Origin of the sequence: Streptomyces sp. NPDC048352 (assembly GCF_040651895.1) — a bacterium.
GTDB lineage: Bacteria > Actinomycetota > Actinomycetes > Streptomycetales > Streptomycetaceae > Streptomyces.
Genome location: NZ_JBEZKZ010000040.1, coordinates 44,296 through 63,491, shown reverse-complemented (window position 1 = coordinate 63,491; position 19,196 = coordinate 44,296). Strand labels below are relative to the sequence as shown.

Sequence of the window (19,196 nt, the reverse complement as noted above, 5' to 3'; positions counted from 1 at the left end):
CTCCGGCGGCACGGGGGCGGCCGCGGCGGCGCGGCGCTCGGGGGCGGGGGCCTCGTAGGACCGGGCGGCGGGGGCCTCTGCTTCGTACGCCCGGGGGGCCTCGGGCGCGGGAACCTCGTACGCCCGGGCGGCCTCGGGCGCGGGAGCCGCCGGGGCCCGGGGGGCGGGCGCGGGGGCCTCGTACGGGGGGGAGGGTTCCGCGGCGGGGGCCGGCGCCTGCCGGTGCGGCGCGGCCTCCGGCCAGCTGGAGGTGAGGCCCGAGGAACCGGCGCCGGGGGCGTCGGGCCAGGCCGGGGCGCGGGCCGAGAGGATGCCCACGCTCTCGGCGGCGGCCTGTGCCGGGAGCCGCTGAGCGGTGGCGGCGGCCGCGGGCCGGGCCAGGGAGATCCCGGCGGGCCGGGCGGGCTCGGACTCGACCGGGTCGCCCCAGGAGACCCGTACGTCACGGGGGCCGCCGAAGCCGGCCTGGTGCACCGGATCGACCTGCCAGCCGCCCTGCGCCGGGCCCGCGCCCGCCCCGGCCCCCTCGCCGCCCGGCCGGCCCGCACCCCCGGAGCCCGGTTCTGCGGCCCGCTCGCGGCCCCGTACGGGACCGGCCTCCCGGACGTCCCCCCGCTCGGCGGCCCAGCCGCCGCCCGGGCCGGCACCCCGGTCGTGCCCCCGGGCGGGGTCGTCGCCCCCGCCCCCGCCCGCGGCGCGGTCCGGCTCTTCCGCGGCCCGCCAGGCGGGTGCGGCGGGGTCCGGCAGGGCCTCCGTCATCGAGGTCTCGTCCAGGAACACCGGCCCCGTCTCCTCCACCCGTGCGGGAGCGGATGCGGCAGGACGGCTCGTACCGGGAACCCAGGACGCGCCGTTCCAGTACCTGACGTATCCGGGGATGGACGGGTCGGGGTAGTAGCCCTCGCGGGCCGCGTGCTCTCCGTCACCGGGGGAGGCCGTCAATGTCCCCAACTCCGATCGTGGCTTGAGGCGTGTGCAGGGGAGGACCCAAAAGGAGGACCATAGTCAAGAACACCCGTCCGGCAGGTCCGGTAACGGGAGATTCCAAGCCTTCGGGCGAACCTCGCCCCGCCCGGGCCCCGCCCCGGCCCCCACCCACCGATTCCGGTCAGCCGACAGGTTTCGGCCAACCTGTCCTCCGGCGCCGAAAGTCGCGTCATACCCGGGCACGAGGGAGCTCTCTCCCCGTGCGGGGCGCACACCGCCCCCGCGTCCGCAAGCGAACGCACCGAAGCGAGGCCGCCGTGCACCACCCCCTCATCGAGCGCGAACTGGAACTGAAGCTGGTCCTGTCCCCCGAGCGCAGCATCCCCGTGCCCGCCAAGCTGCTCTACCTCACCGACGACCCCTACGCCGTGCACGTCACCTTCCACATCGGCTCCAGCGCCCCCGTCCACTGGACCTTCGCCCGGGAACTGCTCGTCGAGGGGGTGTTCCGCCCGTCCGGACACGGGGACGTCCGGATCTGGCCCACGAAGATCGGCGACGAGTCCGTCCTGTGCATGGCGCTGAACTCCCCCGACGGCGACGCCCTCCTGGAGGCCCCGGCCGGAGCGGTGTCGGCCTGGCTGGAGCACACCCTGCACGTGGTCCCGCCCGGGACGGAGGCGGAGCGGCTCGGCCTGGACGACGCCCTGGCCGCGCTGCTCACCCCCACCCCGGCCGACGAGCTGTGGCTGCGCGACCCGTGGCCCTCGGACGAGTCCGCGGACGGCGATCTGTGACGCGCACCCCGCGCGAGCGCACCCGCCCGCGGGAGGCCCCGCCCGGGCGCGGGAGGCCCCGCCCGGCCGGGCCTCAGAAGAGCTTGCCGGGGTTCAGCAGCCCGAGCGGGTCGAAGGCCTGCTTGACGCTGCGCTGCATCTCCAGCCCGACCGGCCCGAGTTCCCGGGCCAGCCACTCCTTCTTCAGCACCCCGACCCCGTGTTCCCCGGTGATCGTCCCGCCCAGGGACAGCCCCAGGGCCATGATGGCGTCGAAGGACTCCCGGGCCCGCCGCGTCTCGTCCTCGTCGGCGGGGTCGAAGCAGACCACCGGGTGCGTGTTGCCGTCTCCCGCGTGCGCGCAGACCCCGATGAGCAGGTCGTGCGCCGCGGCGATGGCGGCCGTCCCGTCCAGCATCTCGGCGAGCCGCGACCGCGGCACGCACACGTCGTCGATCATCGTGGCCGGACGCAGCGCCTCCAGGGCGGTGAGGGACATCCGGCGGGCCTGGAGCAGCAGTTCGGACTCCGCCTCGTCCTCGGCGGGTACGACGGCGCTCGCCCCGGCGGCGGCGCACAGCCTGCCGACGGCCTCCAGGCCGGCCGGCGCGTCCGGGGTGTCGAAGGCGGCGAGCAGCAGCGCCTCCGTGCTCTCGGGCAGCCCCATCCTGCCGAGGGCGTTGACGGCGCGGACGGTCGTCCGGTCCATCAGCTCCAGCAGCGACGGCGTCAGGCCCGCCTCCATGACGGCGCAGACGGCCTCGCAGGCGGCCGCGACGGAGGGGAACTCGGCGGCGAGCGCCAGCTGCCGCGGCGGCGCCGGCCGCAGCGCGAGGACGGCCCCGACCACCACGCCGAGCGTGCCCTCGGAGCCGACGAAGAGCCGGGTCAGGTCGTACCCGGCGACGCCCTTGGCGGTACGCCGCCCCGTGCGCAGCAGCCGCCCGTCGGCCAGGACCACGTCGAGCCCGAGCACGTACTCGGCGGTGACCCCGTACTTGACGCAGCACAGCCCGCCGGAGGCGGTGCCGATGTTGCCGCCGATGGTGCACTGCTCCCAGCTGGAGGGGTCGGGCGGGTAGTACAGGCCCTGTTCGGCGACGGCCCGGGACAGGACGGCGTTGACCACGCCCGGCTCGACGACGGCCACCCGGTCGACGGCGGAGATCTCCAGGATCCGGTCCATCTTCACCAGGGACAGCACGATGCAGCCGTCGCAGGCGTTGGCGGCGCCGGACAGGCCCGTGCGGGCGCCCTGCGGGACCACGGGGACGCGTAGGGCGGTGGCGGTGCGCATGACGTGCCGGACCTGGTCCACCGTCCGCGGCAGGACGACGGCGGCCGGGGTGCCGGCGGCGCAGAAGCCGGCCATGTCGGTGGCGTAGGAGGCGGTCACCTGGGGGTCGGTGAGCAGTGCCTCGGGCGGGAGTCCTGCGCGGAGCCGTGCGATGAGATCGTCGTCCATGGGGCCACAGTGGCAGCCGGGGCCATCGGTGTGAACACGGCCGCGACCGGCTTCGGACATCTCGGCGAGCTCTTCATATTGACGCACAGTGAGCGCATGCACGGTTTCGACGAGCACTCGCAGCAGCCCGCGCCGCCCGTGACCTTCACCGGCCGCAAGACGGTCGTGGCGGCCGCGGTCGCGGTGGTCCTGATCGCCGGGGCCCTGCTGATCCGCCCGGCCCGTACCGGTGACGACGCCCGCCCGCCCGGGCCGAGCGAACGGGCCGCGTCGGCGGTGACCATGGGCTCCCCGGCCTCGGCGGTGGACCTGACGGCGCTGGTGGCGGACCGGGAGAAATGGGTCGCCGCGCACGCGGACGACGACGCTTCGTGGGCGGTGCTCGGTTCGGCGTACCTGGAACAGGCCCGGCGGACGGCCGATTCCGCCTGGTTCCCGAAGGCGGAGAAGGCGCTCAAGCGGTCCCTGGAGGTCCGCCCCGCCGAGAAGGGCAACTTCGACGCGATGACGGGCATGGGCGCGCTGGCCGGCGCCCGGCGGGACTTCGGGACGGCGAAGAAGTGGGGCGAACTGGTCCGGGCGCAGGCGCCGCGCCGCTGGACGGCGTACCCGGTCCTGGTGGACGCGTACGCGGGCCTGGGCGACTACAAGGCCGCGCAGCGGGCGATGGACCGGCTGATGGAGCTGCGGCCGGGCCTGGCGGCCCACCTGAGGGCCGCGCAGGTGTACCGGGACCGGGGCTGGCGAGAGGACGCGGTGGTGGCCCTGGAGCACGCGGGCGGGGCGGCGAAGTCCCCGGCGGAGAAGGGGTACGTCCTCTTCCGGCTCGGGGAGCTGGCGTGGGAACGCGGCGATCCGGGCGAGGCGCTGCGCCAGTACGAGGCCGCGCTGCGCACGGACCCCGCGCAGGGGGAGGCGCTGGGCGGCCGGGCGAGGGCGCTGGCCGCGCTGGGGCGGGGCGGGGAGGCCGTACGCGACTACCGGCTGGCGCTGGGGCGCACGCCGGTGCCGCGACTGGCGCTGGAGCTGGGCGAGCTGCTGGAGTCGCTGGAGCGGCCGGAGGAGGCGCGGGCGCAGTACCGGTCGCTGGCGGCCCTGGCGGCGGCGGGCGGGGCGAACGGGGTGAACGAGGAGGTCGTGCTCGGCCTGTACGAGGCGGACCACGGCGATCCGGCACAGGCGGTACGGCGCCTGTCGGCGGAGTGGTCCCGGCACAGGAGCGTGCAGGTCGCCGACGCCCTGGGCTGGGCCCTGCACAGGAGCGGTGAGGACGCGCAGGCGCTGGAGTACGCGAAGAAGGCGACGGACCTGGGGCTGCGCAGCGCGGAGTTCGCCTACCACCGGGCGGTGATCGAGCGCGGCCTGGGCGACGAGGCGGCGGCCCGCAGGCACCTCCAGGAGGCGCTGCGCACGAACCCGGTCTTCTCCCCGCTGCGGGGCCCGCTGGCGAAGGAGGCCCTGGCCGCCGTCGGCCAGCCCCCGGCGGGCGGCCCGGAGAACATGCAGCCGGCCACTCCGTGGGTGGCCCCGGAACTCCCGAAGCCCAACCCCCCGAAGCCGAAGCCGTCCCCGAAGCCCCACCCGAAACCCACCCAGGCGGGCACCTGACCCTGCACGCCCTCCCAGCCCCGCCGGCGCTTGAGGCACCCTCCAGCCCCGCCGGCGTTTGAGGCACCATCCAGCCCCGCCGGCGTTTGAGGCGCGGGGGTCCGGGGGCGGAGCCCCCGATGGCGGGGTCCGGGGCGCAGCCCCGGGGAACGGGCGAAGGGCGGGTAGGGGACCTCGCCCGCGCAGCGGCACCCCCGTCCCCGCCCCCCGGCCGGCCAGGCCAAGGGCGGGGCCGCACCCCAACAGGACCGCGAGGACTACAGGTTGCCCCGCTTGTCCTGCTCCCGCTCGATCGCCTCGAACAGCGCCTTGAAGTTGCCCTTGCCGAAGCCCATCGACCCGTGGCGCTCGATGATCTCGAAGAAGACGGTCGGCTTGTCCTGGACCGGCTTGGTGAAGATCTGCAGCAGGTAGCCGTCCTCGTCGCGGTCGGCCAGGATCTTCAGCTCGCGCAGCTCGTCGATCGGCACGCGGGTGTCGCCGACCCACTCGCCGAGGGTGTCGTAGTAGGTGTCCGGGACGGACAGGAACTGGACGCCGGCCGCCCGCATGGTGCGTACGGTCGCCACGATGTCGTTCGAGGCGAGCGCGATGTGCTGGACGCCGGGGCCGCCGTAGAACTCCAGGTACTCGTCGATCTGCGACTTCTTCTTCGCGATCGCCGGCTCGTTGATCGGGAACTTCACCTTCTTGGTGCCGTCCGCGACGACCTTCGACATCAGCGCCGAGTACTCGGTGGCGATGTCGTCGCCCACGAACTCCTTCATGTTCGTGAAGCCCATGACCTTGTTGTAGAACGAGACCCACTCGTTCATGCGGCCCAGCTCGACGTTGCCGACGCAGTGGTCGATGGCCTGGAAGGTCCGCTTCGCCGGCGGGGCGACGATCGGTTCGGCGGCCACGTAGCCCGGCAGGTAGGGGCCGGTGTAGTCGACGCGCTCGACGAGCGTGTGGCGGGTCTGGCCGTAGGTGGCGATCGCGGCGAGCACGACGGTGCCGTGCTCGTCCTTGACCTCGTGCGGCTCGTCCAGGCCGCGGGCGCCCTGGCCCACGGCGTACTCGTACGCGGCGCGGACGTCCGGGACCTCGATGGCGAGGTCGATGACGCCGTCGCCGTGCTCGGCGACGTGCTCTGCGATGAAGCGGCCGTGGTCGGTGGTCGCCTTGATGACGGAGGTCAGGACGAAGCGCGCGGAGCCGTTCGTCAGGACGTAGCTGGCGGTCTCGCGGCTGCCGTTCTCCGGTCCGGAGTAGGCCACGAGCTTCATGCCGAAGGCGGTCGAGTAGTAGTGCGCGGACTGCTTGGCGTTGCCGACGGCGAAGACGACCGCGTCCATGCCCTTCACCGGGAAGGGGTCTGCCTCACGCGCGGTCTGCGGGGTGGTGTCCAGGGTCTCAGTCATGAGCGCAGAGTCCCGCTCTTCCACAAGCTGCGCAATAGTTTCCCTTTCTGCTGTACAGAATGACCAGCGGAGCCCGAGGATGACTGAAAGATCTGTGCAGTATGACCAGCCGATCAAGGGAAGGCTTCCATGGGCATCGACGAACTCGACGGCCGCCTCATCGTCCTGCTGGCGCGCGAGCCGCGGATCGGGGTCCTGGAGGCCTCGCGCCGGCTCGGGGTGGCGCGCGGCACGGTGCAGGCGCGCCTGGACCGGCTCCAGTCGAGCGGGGTCATCCGGGGCTTCGGCCCCCAGGTCGACCCGACGGCCCTCGGGTATCCGGTGACGGCCTTCGCGACGCTGGAGATCAAGCAGGGGCAGGGGGCGGACGTACGGGCCCACCTGTCGGGGGTGCCGGAGGTGCTGGAGCTGCACACGACGACCGGGCACGGGGACATGCTGTGCCGGCTGGTGGCCCGGTCGAACGCCGACCTCCAGCGGGTGATCGACCGGGTGGTGGGCTTCGGGGGGATCGTGCGGGCGTCGACGGCGATCGTGATGGAGAACCCGGTGCCGCTGCGGTTCATCCCGCTGGTGGAACAGGCGGCCGCGGACGGTTGATCCGCCCCGGCCCGGAGTTCCAAAGAACTGGTTGCAAAGAAATGCTTGCAGAGAAACCTTTGCACGCCTACGCTTGAGCCATGCCCGAAAAGAACGCCGACCACGAAGCCGCCGAGACCCCGGAACCCAAGGTCCGGACGCTGGACTCCCGCTCCCTGCGGGGCCTCGCCCACCCCTTGCGCATACAACTGCTCCGCGCCCTGCGCATGAGCGGCCCGGCCACCGCCTCGCAGCTGGCGGAGCGGCTCGGCGAGTCCAGCGGGGCCACCAGCTACCACCTGCGGCAACTCGCCGCGCACGGGTTCATCGAGGAAGCGCCCGAGCGCGGCAAGGGCCGCGAGCGCTGGTGGAAGGCCGCCCACGACGGCACGCGGCTCGACGACTCGCTCACCCTCGACGACAACCCGGAGACGCGCGGGGCGGCCGAGGTGTTCCTGGCGGAGATCATGAAGATCCACGCCCAGGAGCTGACCTCCTGGCTCGGCGAGTCGGTCGACTGGTCGCCCGCCTGGCGCCGTTCCAGCGACCTCAGCGACTTCAGCCTCCGCCTGACCGCCGAACAGACCCATGAACTGGTCCACCGGCTCCACGAGTTGATCAACAGCTACCGCGACCTGCCGCCCGCGGAGAACCCTGACGACGTGGAGACGGTCCGCATCCACACCCACGCCTTCCCGCGCCGCAGCGAGGCGTGAGCCGCCTCCCGCCTCCCGCCTCCCGCCTCCCGGCTTCTCCCCGAAGGAGTTCCGCCATGCACGCCTTCAGCCATGCCCGGATCCACGCCGCCCGCACCGCCGAACTGGCCGCCGAGGCCGCTGCCTGGCGCCTCGCCCGGGAGGCAGCACCCGCCACCGCCGCCGCCCTGCCCGCCCTGCGCAACCAGGTCGGCGAGGCGCTGATTGCCGCCGGGATCCGCCTGATGCAGCCGGCCCACCTCCAGGCCCGCATCCGGCAGCCCGCCGCATGAGCAGGCGGCCCTTCACGGCCGTCCTGGCCGCCAACACCATCTCCATAGCGGGGAGTTCCCTCACCCTGATCGGCGTCCCGTGGTTCGTGCTCCAGACCACGGGAAGCGCCGGGCGGGCCGGCGTCGTCGCCTTCTGCGCCACTCTGCCCGTCGTCGTCGCGGCCCTCGTCGGCGGCCCGGTCATCGACCGGATCGGCCGCCGCCGGGTCTCCGCCGCCTCGGACCTGATCTGCGGGCTGGCGGTCGGCGCGATCCCCCTCCTCCACTACGCGGGCGTACTGGACTTCTGGATGCTGTGCGCGCTGATGGCCGCCGGCGGCCTGGTGCACACCCCGGGCCTGACCGCCCGCTACGTCCTGCTGCCCAGCCTCGCCGAGCACGCCGGCACCACCGTCGCGCGGGCGGCGAGCCTCTACGACGCCGTCTCGCGCGGAGCCCGGATGATCGGGGCCGCCGTGGCCGGCGTACTGGTCACCGTCTTCGGCGCCGAGACCGTGCTGCTGCTGGACGCGGCCACGTTCGCGGCGTCGGCGCTCCTGGTCTCCGCCTTCCTGCGCGGCGTCCCCGCCGCCGAACCGCAGCGCGGCACCGGCAAGCCGTCGTTCGCCGCGTACCGTGCCGAACTCGCCGAGGGCCGGCGGTTCCTGACCCGCTCACGGCTCCTCATGGGCATCACCCTCATGGTGATGACGACCAACGGCCTGGACCAGGGCTGGTCCTCCGTCCTCCTCCCGGTCCACGGCCGCGAGGACCTCGGCGGCGCCGCCACCCTGGGCCTGATGATCTCCCTCTTCGGCGGCTTCGCTCTGCTGGGGGCCCTGCTCTACGGGGCGTGGGGCGAGCGCTTCCCCCGCCGGGCGGTGTTCGCGGGGGCCTTCCTGCTCTCCGGGCCCACCCGCTACGCCGTCGCCGCCGTCACGGACACCCCGCTGCCCCTCGCGGTGACCATGGCCCTGGCCGGCCTGGGCGCGGGCGTGCTCAACCCCATCCTGACCACCGTCGTCTACGAGCTCGTACCGGAGGAACTGCGCAGCCGGGTCTCCAGTGTGAGCACCGCGGGCAGCGAGCTGGCCATGCCGATGGGCGGCCTCGCGGCCGGCCTGCTGGTCGACGGCTTCGGAGTGACCGCGGCCCTCCTGTTGTTCGCCGCCCTCTACTTCCTGACCACCCTCACCCCGCTGCTGTTCCCCGCCTGGCGCGGCCTGGACCGCACACCGCCGGTCAGCAGGACGGCACCGCGGCCTCGTCCCGGCCCAGTGCCCGCAGGGAGTCCACCGCGTCCGTCAGCGAAGTGACGGGGATCAGCCGCAGCCCCCGGGGCAGTTCGGACTTCGCGTCCGAGCACTCGGCCTTCGGTACGAGGAACACCTCCGCGCCGTCGCGGCGTGCGGCCTGGGTCTTCAAACCCACGCCGCCGACCGCGCCGACCGCGCCGTCGGCGCTGATGGTTCCCGTACCGGCGATGCTGCGGCCGCCGGTGAGGTCGCCGCCGCTGCCGTCGCCGTCGAGCTTGTCGACGATGCCGAGGGAGAAGAGGAGTCCGGCGCTCGGGCCGCCCACGTCGGCGAGGTTGAGCTGGACCTTGACGTCCTTGGGGTCCTTCTCGAGGTAGCCGAGGGCGGCGGCCGCGGCGGCCGACTGCGACTGGACCATTTCCTCCAGGTTGTGCTCCTCGATCTGCTGGTCGCTTCCGCCCGAGGGATAGACGGACTCCCTGGGCATGACCGCCTGGTCGCTCCTGAACCAGTGGTCGACCAGCTCGTGCAGCGTCATCGTCGAGGAGGGGCCGGTGGCGCGGATGGTGGTCATCCGGAGCTGGCCCTTGGTGTCACGGACCGGGGCGCCGGTCACCGTGATCACCGGCTTGCCCTGGTCGGAGCCCAGCACGTCGGCCGTGGGGCCGGGCACGGCAACCACGAACGGCAGCGGTGCGAGGGCCGCCACGGCGAACAGCGCGAGGACGGGCGCGGCGCATACGGCCAGGGCGGCGGGACGCGGCAGACGTGTGAGGCGAGAGAGCACCCGGCCAATCTACCGACCCGGGCCGCCCGGCCCGGACCGCCCGGCCCTCACTCCACGCGGCCGCGTCCGTCAGCGCAGGGCGTCGGCGACCTCGCGGGCGGCGTCGACCACGCGGGGGCCGACCCGCTCCGGCACGGCGTCGGCCAGCATCACGACGCCGACGCTGCCCTCCAGTCCGGTGATGCCGACCAGCGGCGCGGCGGCGCCGCTGGCGCCCGCCTCCAGTTCGCCGTGGGTCAGGGTGTAGCCGGGCTCGGTGAGCGAGCCCTGACGGGCGGCCAGGATGGCCCGCCCGGCCGCGCCGCGGTCCAGCGGGTGGCGGAAGCCGGCCCGGTAGGCGACGTGGTAGTCGGTCCAGGTGGGCTCCACGACGGCCACGGCGAGCGCCTCCGTGCCGTCGACGAGGGTCAGGTGCGCGGTGGCTCCGATGTCCTCGGCGAGCGAGCGCAGCGCGGGCAGGGCCGCCTCGCGCACCAGCGGGTGTACCTGCCGGCCCAGGCGGAGCACGCCGAGGCCGACCCGGGCCCGGCCGCCGAGGTCGCGTCGGACCAGGGCGTGCTGCTCGAGGGTGGCCAGGAGGCGGTAGACCACGGTGCGGTTGACACCGAGTCGGTTGGACAGCTCGGTGACGGTCAGACCGTGGTCGGTGTCGGCGAGCAGCTTGAGGACCCTGAGCCCTCGGTCGAGAGTCTGGGAGGTTTCCGCGGTCACGACGCCTCTCCCTCTGTTTCGGTGGGCGGCGGTGACTCTCGCGGGGTGGAGCGCTGCCGGTCCCTCGGCGACGCACGGAGAGGCCGCCGGTAGCGGCCATGGCACCGGCTGCGCTCCCGCGGCGGCGCTGCCACGGGGCGTTCGATGCGGGGACAGTAGCGAGCGAGTCCGCTGAGCGAAAGGCCTCGTCCAGAATCCGGGCGCCTACTGCCGGTTTCGGCCCTTTTCTTCTCCGGACTGTATCGATTCGTAATGTTCGACGACCGAAATCCGTTTACACGGCCATTACTCTGATCGTGTTCAAAAATGATGTTGGGGGTGGGCGGGGCTGACGCATGCCTCGAACGCAACTAGGGGAGAGAAGCAACAAGTGAACCTGAAGCGCATGGCCGTCGTCGCCGCTGCCGCCGTGGTGGGCCCGACGGTCCTCATGGCCACGCCCGCGATGGCTGACGAGGCACAGACCCCGGCCGTAACGACTCCGGACGCGGCTCCGAAGGACGACGCCGCCGCTCCGGTCGCCCCGGCCGCCGACGCGAAGCCGGCCGTCGAGACCCCGGCCGCCAAGCCCGCCGCGGAGACCCCGGCCAAGGAGACCCCGGCTCCGGCCCCGGCCAAGCCCGCCGCCGAGAAGCCGGCTCCGGCCCCGGCCCCCGTCGTGGAGGACGAGGACGACCTGGCCGCCACCGGCCCGGTCCTCGGCCTCGGCGGTGTCCCGAGCGCCTTCAAGGCGGGCGGCGACTGGACCAACCTGACCGTCTCCGTCGACAACTCGAAGGGCAAGGCGCAGGAGAGCTACGTGCTCGTCCTGGCCGTCGCCGACGAGGCCGCCGAGCTCGAGGCCTCGGACGTCCGCGTCCAGGTCTTCTACCAGGGCGCCTGGCACGACGTCGAGGTCATGGGCGAGGGCGGCTCCGCCGTTGCCCTGCTGACCGACGACATCGAGATCCCGGCGAAGAAGCTCAGCCTCCAGGTCCGCGTCAAGTTCGGTGCGGGCGCCCCGACCGGCGAGATCGCCGTTGCCGCCGCCGGCGGCAGCAACGTGGACGAGGACGTCTTCTCCGACACGGCCGTGGTCGAGTCGAAGATCGTCAAGGGCTCCTCCAACGGTGGCAACACCGGCGGCAACAGCGGCCACAACAACGGTGGCAACACCGGTGGCGGCAACGACACCAAGCCGAACGGCGGCGGCACCACCACGCCGATCGTCGACCACCACGGCGGTGGCAACACCGGCGGCACGAACACCGGCGGCGAGCTCGCCGAGACCGGCACCGACGCCGCCACCAGCTGGGCGCTCGGCGCCGGCGGTGTGGCCCTCGCCATGGGTGCGGCCCTGGTCGCCGGCACCGGCCGTCGTCGCCGCGTCACCAACTGATCCACGCTCCACCGGAACGGGGTCCGTGCGCAGCAGCGCACGGACCCCGTTCCGCGTTCTCAGCAGTGCCTCACCGCATCCGGGTGGCCCACTCCTGCACCTTCTTGATCCGCTCCTTCAGCTGCCCCGCCGTCGCCTCCGCGCTCGGCGGGCCGCCGCACACCCGGCGCAGCTCGGTGTGGATCACCCCGTGCGGCTTCCCGCTCTGGTGGACGTACGCGCCGACCATCGTGTTCAGCGACTTGCGCAGCTCCAGCAGCTCCTTGTGCGAAACCACCGGCCGGCGCTCCGCCGGGAGCTCCAGCAGGTCCGCCTCGGAGTCCGGCCTGCGCCGGCTGTGCGCGATCTGCCGCGACTGCCGCTTCTGCAGCAGCAGCTGCACCTGGTCCGGCTCCAGCAGCCCCGGGATGCCGAGGTAGTCCTGCTCCTCCTCGCTCCCGGGGTGCGCCTGCATGCCGAACTCGGCACCGTCGTACAGCACCCGGTCGAAGACGGCGTCGGACTCCAGCGCCTCGAAGGACATCTGCTCGTCCTCGCCGGTGTCCTCGTCCTCCTGCCGGTTCGCCTCCTCCATCTCCTTCTCGGACTGCGCGTACGGGTCCTCGTCCTCGCCCGCCTTCTTCGGCCGGTCGAGCACGTGGTCGCGCTCGACCTCCATCTCGCTCGCGAAGCCCAGCAGGTAGGGAATGGTCGGAAGGAACACGGAGGCCGTCTCGCCGCGCCTGCGCGATCGTACGAAGCGCCCGACCGCCTGCGCGAAGAACAGCGGGGTCGAGATCGTCGTCGCGTACACGCCCACCGCGAGGCGCGGTACGTCGACGCCCTCGGACACCATCCGGACCGCGACCATCCAGCGGTCGTCGTTCGCGCTGAACGTGTCGATGTTCTTCGAGGCGCCGGTGTCGTCGGAGAGCACGACGGTCGGCTTGGTCCCGGTGATCTCCCGGAGCAGCTTGGCGTACGCGCGCGCCGCGTCCTGGTCGGCGGCGATGACGAGGCCGCCGGCGTCCGGAATGCCCTTCCTGACCTCCGTCAGCCGCTGGTCGGCGGCGCGCAGCACGTTCGGCATCCAGTCGCCGCGCGGGTCCAGCGCCGTGCGCCAGGCCTGCGAGATGGCGTCCTTGGTCATCGGCTCGCCGAGGCGGGCCTCGATCTCGTCACCGGCCTTGGTGCGCCAGCGCATGTTGCCGCTGTAGGACAGGAAGATCACCGGCCGGACGACGCCGTCGCCGAGGGCGTTGCCGTAGCCGTAGGTGTAGTCGGCGGAGGACCGCCGGATCCCGTCGTTCCCCTCCTCGTACGTGACGAAGGGGATGGGGTTGGTGTCGGACCGGAACGGCGTACCGGTCAGCGCCAGGCGCCGGGTCGCCGGGTCGAAGGCCTCCAGGCAGGCCTCGCCCCAGGACTTCGAGTCGCCGGCGTGGTGGATCTCGTCCAGGATCACCAGGGTCTTGCGCTGCTCGCAGCGGTTGCGGTGCAGCATCGGCCGCACGCCGACGCCCGCGTAGGTGACGGCGACCCCGTGGTAGTCCTTGCTCAGCGGTCCGGCCGAGTAGTCCGGGTCGAGCCGGATGCCTATCCGGGCGGCGGCTTCGGCCCACTGCTTCTTCAGGTGCTCGGTCGGCGCGACCACGGTCACCTGCTGGACCACGTGGTGGTGCAGCAGCCAGGAGGCCAGGGTGAGGGCGAAGGTGGTCTTGCCGGCGCCGGGGGTGGCGACCGCGAGGAAGTCCCGCGGCTGGGTCTGGATGTACTTGTCGAGCGCCCCCTGCTGCCAGGCTCGCAGCTTGCTGGCGGTACCCCACGGGGCACGGCCGGGGAAGGCGGGTGAGAGGTGGTGGGAGGCGGTAGTAGTCACGGTCTCCGGTTCGTTGCTCTCGGCGGCAGTCGTGGCTGGCTGTCGGGTGCGTACGCGTCACTGTCGTCGTACGTAGGACAACCGGGCCACCTTACCGGCGCGGGCCCGCCCCTCGCGGAGGGACAGGCCCGTGACCTCGGCGGGTGCGGCGAGCGTCACACCGCGGGCAACTCCCGCAGCCCGGCGGCGATCACCGCCACGTCGGTCGCGGCCCCGGAGGCCACGGCGATGACCAGCCGGTACGCGGCGTCCTGGTCGGCTCCGGCGAGGTCGATGCCGTTCACGGCGAGGAAGGTCGCGGCCGCGAGCCAGGCGGTCCGCTTGTTCCCGTCGACCAGGGGGTGGTTCGTGGCGATGCCGTGCAGCAGCGCGGCGGCCTGCTCGTACGGGTCCTCGTAGGCCGGCGTCCCGAACATGCGGGCGCGCGGCCGGTGCACGGCCGACTCCAGCAGCCCGGGCGCCCGCAGCTCCACGGGCTGGTCGTGGGCCAGGCAGGCGTGGCGGGCGAGATCGAGGACCTCGGCGAGGGTCAGGTGGCGGACCGGCACGGCGGCGCTCACTGCCCGAGCCGCTTCAGCAGCCCGGCATGCCGCCCCGCGAGCCGCGCGGCCTCCGCCCCGACCCGCTCCCGCTCCCGCCGCAGGTGCGCCCGTACGGCTTCCAGCGCGAGCGCCTCGGGGGTGGAGCCGGTGGCGTCGGCGAGGTCGGCCAGCTCGGCGCGGTCGGCGTCGGGCATCGGGAGGACGAGGGCGTTCACGTCGGAGGTCACGCGGGGAGGCTAACCCCCGCCACCCCGCACCCACACCCCCATTTCGCCCCCGGGCCGACTGCCCGGCTCCACGGCTCGGACCCTCGCCCCCAGCCGATGCCGGGCTCCACGGCAGGGCCACTGGCCGCACCACCGCCCGGCTCCACGGCCCAGCCCACCGGCGGGACCCCCGCCCGGCCGGCTACCTGACACCCCGACACGGCACCACGGCCCGGCCCGGCGGCGGCAAGGCTCCCGTCCGGCCCACAGCACGACCCACGGGCACGCCCACGGCAAAGCCCGATGCCCGCCGCCCGGCCCCTCAATCGCCTCCTTGGGCGGTCTCACAGCTGGTTTGGGGGGTTCCCGTCAGTCCCATCGTCATTCCGTGTCGTGCCGGCCTGTCAAGGGCGCTCCTTCGTCGCGTCGCTTCAAGATGGCCTTCGGCCACCCTTGACAGACCGACCCGCCCCGGAAAGCCGAAAGACTGCCGGGAAGCCCCCAAAAGAACGGTCACCAGGGACAACCATCAGGAGCGGCTCCCTCAGCGATGAGACGAGGGGCCAGGGGCCACGACCCCCTCTCAGACCCGGTCCCACGTCCCGTGCCCGGCGCCGGGGCCCGGCCCTCCCATCCGGGACCATCAAGCGCACCAGATCGCTACGTGCTGCCCATCTCTCGGCGACTGACGGCCGTCTGGGGCCCCAATGTGATGAGCGTGGGGCGATCTGATGCGTCTGACGGTCCGGGAAGGGCTCCTGACCAACGTCTGGTGCAGGTAGCGGCCCCAGACGGCCGCCAGTCGCTGAGAAACGAGGAGCGCGTAGCGATCTGCCGCGCCTGCCGCTGCCGGATGGGGTCCTGATCAACGTTTGGTGCAGGTAGCGGCCGGCCCGTCCCCGCCGACTGGCCCCGCCCCGCTCCACGGCTCGGCCCCCGGCGGGGTCGGCGTCCCTCCCCCGTCCCCGCCGCCTCCCTGAGACGGCCGAGGCCCCTCCCCCTCCGACCGGGCCGTTCCTTCGGGGCTTCCCGGCAGTCCTTGTCTTTCCGGGGCGGGACGGCCTGTCAAGGGTCGCCGAAGGCGATCACGCAGTGACGCGAACGAAGTGAGCGCCCTTGACGGGCCGGCACGAACCGGAAGGACGATGGGACGGACGGGAAACCCCGAACCGGCTCTGATCCGGTCCCACCGGAACCCCGCCCCCCACCCTCAGGCTGCGCCCCCGGTCTCCGGACCCGGACCGGACCCCGCTCCCACCCCCGCCACCACCGGCGGGTCCAGCCGGGTGGCGACCCAGGCCCCCGCCAGGGCCACGCACGCCATCGGCAGGAACACCACCAGGAACGCCGCCGGGTGGGAGACCCCGCCCGACGCGGCCACCTCGTGCCCCGCACCCACCGCTCCCCCGCCCAGCGCGGCGAACGCCGCTCCCCCGGCCGCGAGCAGCACCACGTTCGCGAGCGCGTCGGAGATCTGCAGCGCGGCGGAGTTCGCGCCCACCTCCTCCGGCGCGGACAGCTTCAGCAGCAGCACACTGGTCGAGCCGATCACCAGGCCCATCCCGAGGGAGCCCAGGGCCCAGGCGAGGGCCAGGGTCCACACCGGCACCGCCTCGATGAGCACCGCCGGGGCCGCGACGATGGCCACGGCCACCATCACCATCCCGGCGACCATCAGCCGCTCCCGGTAGGGCGCCATCCGCCCCTTGGACTGCACCCACGAGCCGCCCGCCCACGTCACGCCGCCGAGCGCGAGCGAGAAGCCGGCCAGCGTCGGGCTCAGGCCGCGCTGGGTGACCAGCATCAGCGGCACGAAGCTCTCGGCCCCGATGAACGCCCCCGCCGCCACCCCGCGCAGCAGCACCACGGACGGCAGCCCGCGCCGGGCCCGGTAGGTCCCGCGCGGCAGCAGACCCCGCACCGCCGGCACCAGCAGGCCCGCACCCAGGGCGCCCGGCAGCAGCGACAGCCACCGCAGGTCCTGGGCGGCGTACTGGAGCAGCCCGGCGCCCAGGGAGATCCCGAGGGCCAGCCGGATGCGCCGCCGGTCGAAGGCGGCGGGCGACGCGGGATCCACCGGGCCGGAGGCGGTGCGCCGGATCGCGGGCAGGGCCAGCATCAGCGGTACGACGACCAGCGCCGGGATCCCGAGGAACACCCACCGCCAGCCCAGCTGCTCGGTGACCGTCCCGGCGGCCAGCGGCCCGACGATCGACGGCACCACCCAGCTCGCGGCGAAGGCGGCCATGATGGCGGGCCGCAGCCGCTCCTCGTAGGCCCGGCTGACCACCACGTACAGGGCGACGATCACCAGCCCGCCCCCGAACCCCTGCACGGCCCGCCCGAGGACGAACACCTCCATCAGCTGGGCGGTCCCGGAACACACCAACCCGGCGGCGAAGGCCCCGATCCCCACGGTCAGCGGCCTCAACGGCCCCTGCCGGTCGGCCCACTGGCCGGAGAGCACCATCCCGAACAGGCTGGTCGTGAAGTAGGCGGAGAACGCGAAGGCGTAGAGCCCCATGCCGTGCAGCTCCCGCGCGGCAACGGGCATGGCGGTGCCGACGGCGGTGGCCTCGAAGGCGATGAGGAAGATCACGGAGATGACCCCGACGCTGAGCGTCCGGTACGCCGGACCCAGAATGCCGCCCTGCGGTGGCGGGGCGGCAGCGGTCTCGGTCATCCCGGGTTCAAGGGCGCTCATCGCCCCAGAGTAAGGTCCACAGACCCGTATCGCCCCTGTCTTTTGGACCGATCCGCCCTCCTCCCGGGGACCTAGGTCTGTGAACGCCGCATGGCAGTCACATTGCAGCCGGACCTCCCCCCTTCCCCGCCACGACCGACCCCCGTACGTTCGTACTCGTCACCACACACCCAGCCGTGTGCCCGAGTGGTTGAGGGACTCGCCTGCAAAGCGAGTTACGCCGGTTCGATTCCGGTCACGGCTTCCACGTGCCTGACCAGGCAAAACGTAGGGCGGTACCCCGCACAGGGGTGCCGCCCTACAGTTTGCCCTCTCAGTTCCCGTCTCAGTTGCAGCTACCCGGGGCTCATCTCCCCGTCGCACAGCGGCCATACCGCCCCAAGCAATCGTCGCCGAAAGCGAGCACCCGCGCGAGAGGTGCAAAGATGAAACCCTCTAGTGGCACACCTCGGGGCCTGGTCGTAGCCTGATTGACGGGATCAGCTACGCCTGGGGGCCAGAACGCGCCGCAAAGTTCCCTTCTCAGCAGATATTCAGCCGGGCGTACCCAAAGCACCTTTCAAAAGCCGTTCATTCCACGCGCCGCCAACGAACAAACGAGGCTGCGGAGGAACGTTATGAGAAGGTGTCTACTCGCAATTCTCGTCGCGACGACCCTGGGACTTGCCCTTTTGCTCTATCCTCCAACGGCAGCAGCCGCGGGAGGCAATATCAGCTTGAGCCCGTCATCTGGGCCCGCCGGATCCACAGTTCGCGTGATCGGCACCGGATGGGAGGAGCACGGATCCAGCGGCATCGACGTCCCCATCACGGTAGCGGGTTCCCCAGTCGCTGTTGCACACCCCAACGCGGCAGGCACATTCCGGCTCACCATCAAGATTCCTGCGTCCGCTTCTGGATCAGTCGAAGTTTCCGCGATCATCGGAAACGGGGGAGCCGCATCCGCACAGTTCACTGTCACTGATGGGACTACAGGAGGGCAGGACGGGTGCCCAGTTAGCCCGTCTATCGGAATAAAGCCTGACGTAGGCCCTCCCGGCAAGAGCTTCGTCATTCAGGGAAGTCGTTGGGCACCCGGAGGAACCGTACGCATCTCTCTTCCCTACGGATCGAAGGGCATCTTCAACACCACGTCAGCCAGCCCGAGCGTGGGCACGCATGGTGGATGGCAAACCGTAGTCAAGGTGGGTAGCGCCACACCACGAGGAAATTACCAATTCACCGCTATCGAGAGCACCTCTCGCTGTGGAACGATCACAAAGACTGTTGTCTTCGCCGTTACCACGGGATGACGCGTATGCGAATGAACGGCCGTAAACCCCCACGCATTCCGGTCTGACCTGCTGAGACAAGCCTTCGGCCTTATCGGTCCTGTACGTACGGCTGCAGCTCCGTGAAACGCTCGGGCAGCCCGCCACCGCCCTCGCAGCCGAGTGCGCCGGCGATCGAGCGGGCTGCGGAGTGGACGAGAGTCAGGTAGTCGTCTGCCAGGCTCTGATCCTCGCGCAGGTCACGGTCACGGGTCCGCCCCCCGCGGAACGTGGCCGAGATCCGCAGCGGGGTCCCCCGCCGGGGCGCGACGCAGTTGAAGTTCAGCGAGTGGTCCGTACCCCAACGGAAGACGTTCACTCCGGCCTCGTTCGCGCCCTCGGACTCCGCCGGGCCCCCCTGCTTGTGTTGGGCGAGGAAGGACATGGTGGCCTCGCGGCCCTTTGCGCCTCCCACCACGCCCGCGTCGATCAGGCACAGCCCGACGGGCATGTCGTCGGTCGCGGCCCCCGGCCGGTAGACGTCCTCCAGGGTCCTCGCGATGTCCGCCGCTCCCCGTTCGTGTGCCGGCCCGGGGATCAGGAACGTCGTCGCGTTCATGATCCTCTCCAGTGCCCTCCCTGCATCGGGAGAGAAAAGGGTCCCGCCGCAGATCTGGGCGCTGGGCACGGCCCTCGGCTCCACCCGCTCCGGTTTCCGTTCAGGTTCGCTCGTTCTGGGCAGCGCGACGCACCCCGCTGCACCCAGCGCAAACGCCGTC

The 19,196-nt window shown here is 72.6% G+C and carries 18 protein-coding genes and 1 tRNA gene; 9 read left to right on the top strand and 10 right to left on the bottom strand.

The features are described from left to right. On the bottom strand, positions 1-942 hold a 942-nt coding region (locus tag AB0D45_RS21195), incomplete at its 3' end, for a DUF2510 domain-containing protein (protein WP_362461254.1). 302 nt (positions 943-1,244) lie between these two features. Between AB0D45_RS21195 and AB0D45_RS21190 the strand changes: the two genes are divergently transcribed. Next, the gene (locus tag AB0D45_RS21190; protein ID WP_361603568.1) at positions 1,245-1,724 is read left to right on the top strand and encodes an SsgA family sporulation/cell division regulator; all 480 of its coding nucleotides are present in this window, start codon (positions 1,245-1,247) and stop codon (positions 1,722-1,724) included. Positions 1,725-1,797: 73 nt separating this feature from the next. On the opposite strand, the gene AB0D45_RS21185 is transcribed toward AB0D45_RS21190, so the two are convergent. Beyond that, positions 1,798-3,168: an FAD-linked oxidase C-terminal domain-containing protein gene (locus AB0D45_RS21185; protein ID WP_362461251.1), complete on the bottom strand. Its 1,371-nt coding sequence runs from the start codon at positions 3,166-3,168 to the stop codon at positions 1,798-1,800. A gap of 96 nt (positions 3,169-3,264) precedes the next feature. Between AB0D45_RS21185 and AB0D45_RS21180 the strand changes: the two genes are divergently transcribed. Continuing rightward, entirely contained in the window at positions 3,265-4,776 is a 1,512-nt protein-coding gene (locus AB0D45_RS21180; protein WP_361603562.1) for a tetratricopeptide repeat protein, read from the top strand. A 257-nt stretch (positions 4,777-5,033) separates the two neighbouring features. Here AB0D45_RS21180 and hppD read toward each other — a convergent pair whose 3' ends face one another. Next, a complete protein-coding gene (gene hppD, locus AB0D45_RS21175; RefSeq protein ID WP_361610734.1) occupies positions 5,034-6,179 on the bottom strand; it encodes a 4-hydroxyphenylpyruvate dioxygenase in 1,146 nt (381 codons plus the stop codon). A 129-nt stretch (positions 6,180-6,308) separates the two neighbouring features. Between hppD and AB0D45_RS21170 the strand changes: the two genes are divergently transcribed. The 4 genes from AB0D45_RS21170 (at position 6,309) to AB0D45_RS21155 (ending at position 9,041) form a co-directional block, all read left to right on the top strand. Further along, on the top strand, positions 6,309-6,779 hold the full coding sequence (locus AB0D45_RS21170; RefSeq protein WP_362461248.1) for an Lrp/AsnC family transcriptional regulator: 471 nt from the start codon (positions 6,309-6,311) through the stop codon (positions 6,777-6,779). Between the two features lie 80 nt (positions 6,780-6,859). Beyond that, on the top strand, positions 6,860-7,474 hold the full coding sequence (locus AB0D45_RS21165) for a helix-turn-helix domain-containing protein (RefSeq protein WP_362461245.1): 615 nt from the start codon (positions 6,860-6,862) through the stop codon (positions 7,472-7,474). Positions 7,475-7,530: 56 nt separating this feature from the next. Next, the gene (locus AB0D45_RS21160) at positions 7,531-7,746 is read left to right on the top strand and encodes a hypothetical protein (protein WP_362461242.1); all 216 of its coding nucleotides are present in this window, start codon (positions 7,531-7,533) and stop codon (positions 7,744-7,746) included. Then, positions 7,743-9,041: an MFS transporter gene (locus AB0D45_RS21155; RefSeq protein WP_362461239.1), complete on the top strand. Its 1,299-nt coding sequence runs from the start codon at positions 7,743-7,745 to the stop codon at positions 9,039-9,041. The genes AB0D45_RS21160 and AB0D45_RS21155 overlap by 4 nt, the downstream gene beginning before the upstream one ends. On the opposite strand, the gene AB0D45_RS21150 is transcribed toward AB0D45_RS21155, so the two are convergent. Both AB0D45_RS21150 and AB0D45_RS21145 read right to left on the bottom strand, forming a co-directional pair. Beyond that, on the bottom strand, positions 8,968-9,768 hold the full coding sequence (locus AB0D45_RS21150) for a S16 family serine protease (RefSeq protein ID WP_362461236.1): 801 nt from the start codon (positions 9,766-9,768) through the stop codon (positions 8,968-8,970). The two genes, AB0D45_RS21155 and AB0D45_RS21150, sit on opposite strands and share 74 nt — an antisense overlap. Before the next feature lie 69 nt (positions 9,769-9,837). Continuing rightward, on the bottom strand, positions 9,838-10,479 hold the full coding sequence (locus tag AB0D45_RS21145; protein ID WP_190182650.1) for a helix-turn-helix domain-containing protein: 642 nt from the start codon (positions 10,477-10,479) through the stop codon (positions 9,838-9,840). A 370-nt stretch (positions 10,480-10,849) separates the two neighbouring features. On the opposite strand from AB0D45_RS21145, the gene AB0D45_RS21140 reads away from it, so the two are divergent. Then, positions 10,850-11,857, top strand: a complete 1,008-nt coding sequence (locus AB0D45_RS21140) for a hypothetical protein (RefSeq protein ID WP_362461233.1) — start codon at positions 10,850-10,852, stop codon at positions 11,855-11,857. Between the two features lie 70 nt (positions 11,858-11,927). Here AB0D45_RS21140 and AB0D45_RS21135 read toward each other — a convergent pair whose 3' ends face one another. The 4 genes from AB0D45_RS21135 to AB0D45_RS21120 form a co-directional block, all read right to left on the bottom strand. Continuing rightward, on the bottom strand, positions 11,928-13,715 hold the full coding sequence (locus AB0D45_RS21135) for a DEAD/DEAH box helicase (RefSeq protein WP_361599803.1): 1,788 nt from the start codon (positions 13,713-13,715) through the stop codon (positions 11,928-11,930). Between the two features lie 155 nt (positions 13,716-13,870). After that, on the bottom strand, positions 13,871-14,275 hold the full coding sequence (locus AB0D45_RS21130; RefSeq protein ID WP_362461229.1) for a type II toxin-antitoxin system death-on-curing family toxin: 405 nt from the start codon (positions 14,273-14,275) through the stop codon (positions 13,871-13,873). After that, positions 14,272-14,484, bottom strand: coding sequence for a hypothetical protein (locus tag AB0D45_RS21125; RefSeq protein ID WP_362461227.1), 213 nt, complete (start codon positions 14,482-14,484; stop codon positions 14,272-14,274). The genes AB0D45_RS21130 and AB0D45_RS21125 overlap by 4 nt, the downstream gene beginning before the upstream one ends. Before the next feature lie 1,189 nt (positions 14,485-15,673). Then, positions 15,674-17,167 (bottom strand): MFS transporter, encoded by a 1,494-nt coding sequence (locus AB0D45_RS21120; RefSeq protein ID WP_362461224.1) that lies wholly within the window; start codon positions 17,165-17,167, stop codon positions 15,674-15,676. 172 nt (positions 17,168-17,339) lie between these two features. Between AB0D45_RS21120 and AB0D45_RS21115 the strand changes: the two genes are divergently transcribed. Together AB0D45_RS21115 and AB0D45_RS21110 are read left to right on the top strand one after the other, a co-directional pair. Beyond that, a tRNA-Cys gene (locus tag AB0D45_RS21115) sits at positions 17,340-17,414 on the top strand. Between the two features lie 370 nt (positions 17,415-17,784). Further along, complete coding sequence (locus AB0D45_RS21110; RefSeq protein WP_362461221.1) at positions 17,785-18,459, top strand: IPT/TIG domain-containing protein; 675 nt, start codon at positions 17,785-17,787, stop codon at positions 18,457-18,459. 70 nt (positions 18,460-18,529) lie between these two features. Here AB0D45_RS21110 and AB0D45_RS21105 read toward each other — a convergent pair whose 3' ends face one another. After that, on the bottom strand, positions 18,530-19,036 hold the full coding sequence (locus tag AB0D45_RS21105; RefSeq protein ID WP_362461218.1) for a hypothetical protein: 507 nt from the start codon (positions 19,034-19,036) through the stop codon (positions 18,530-18,532). Positions 19,037-19,196: the final 160 nt, after the last annotated feature.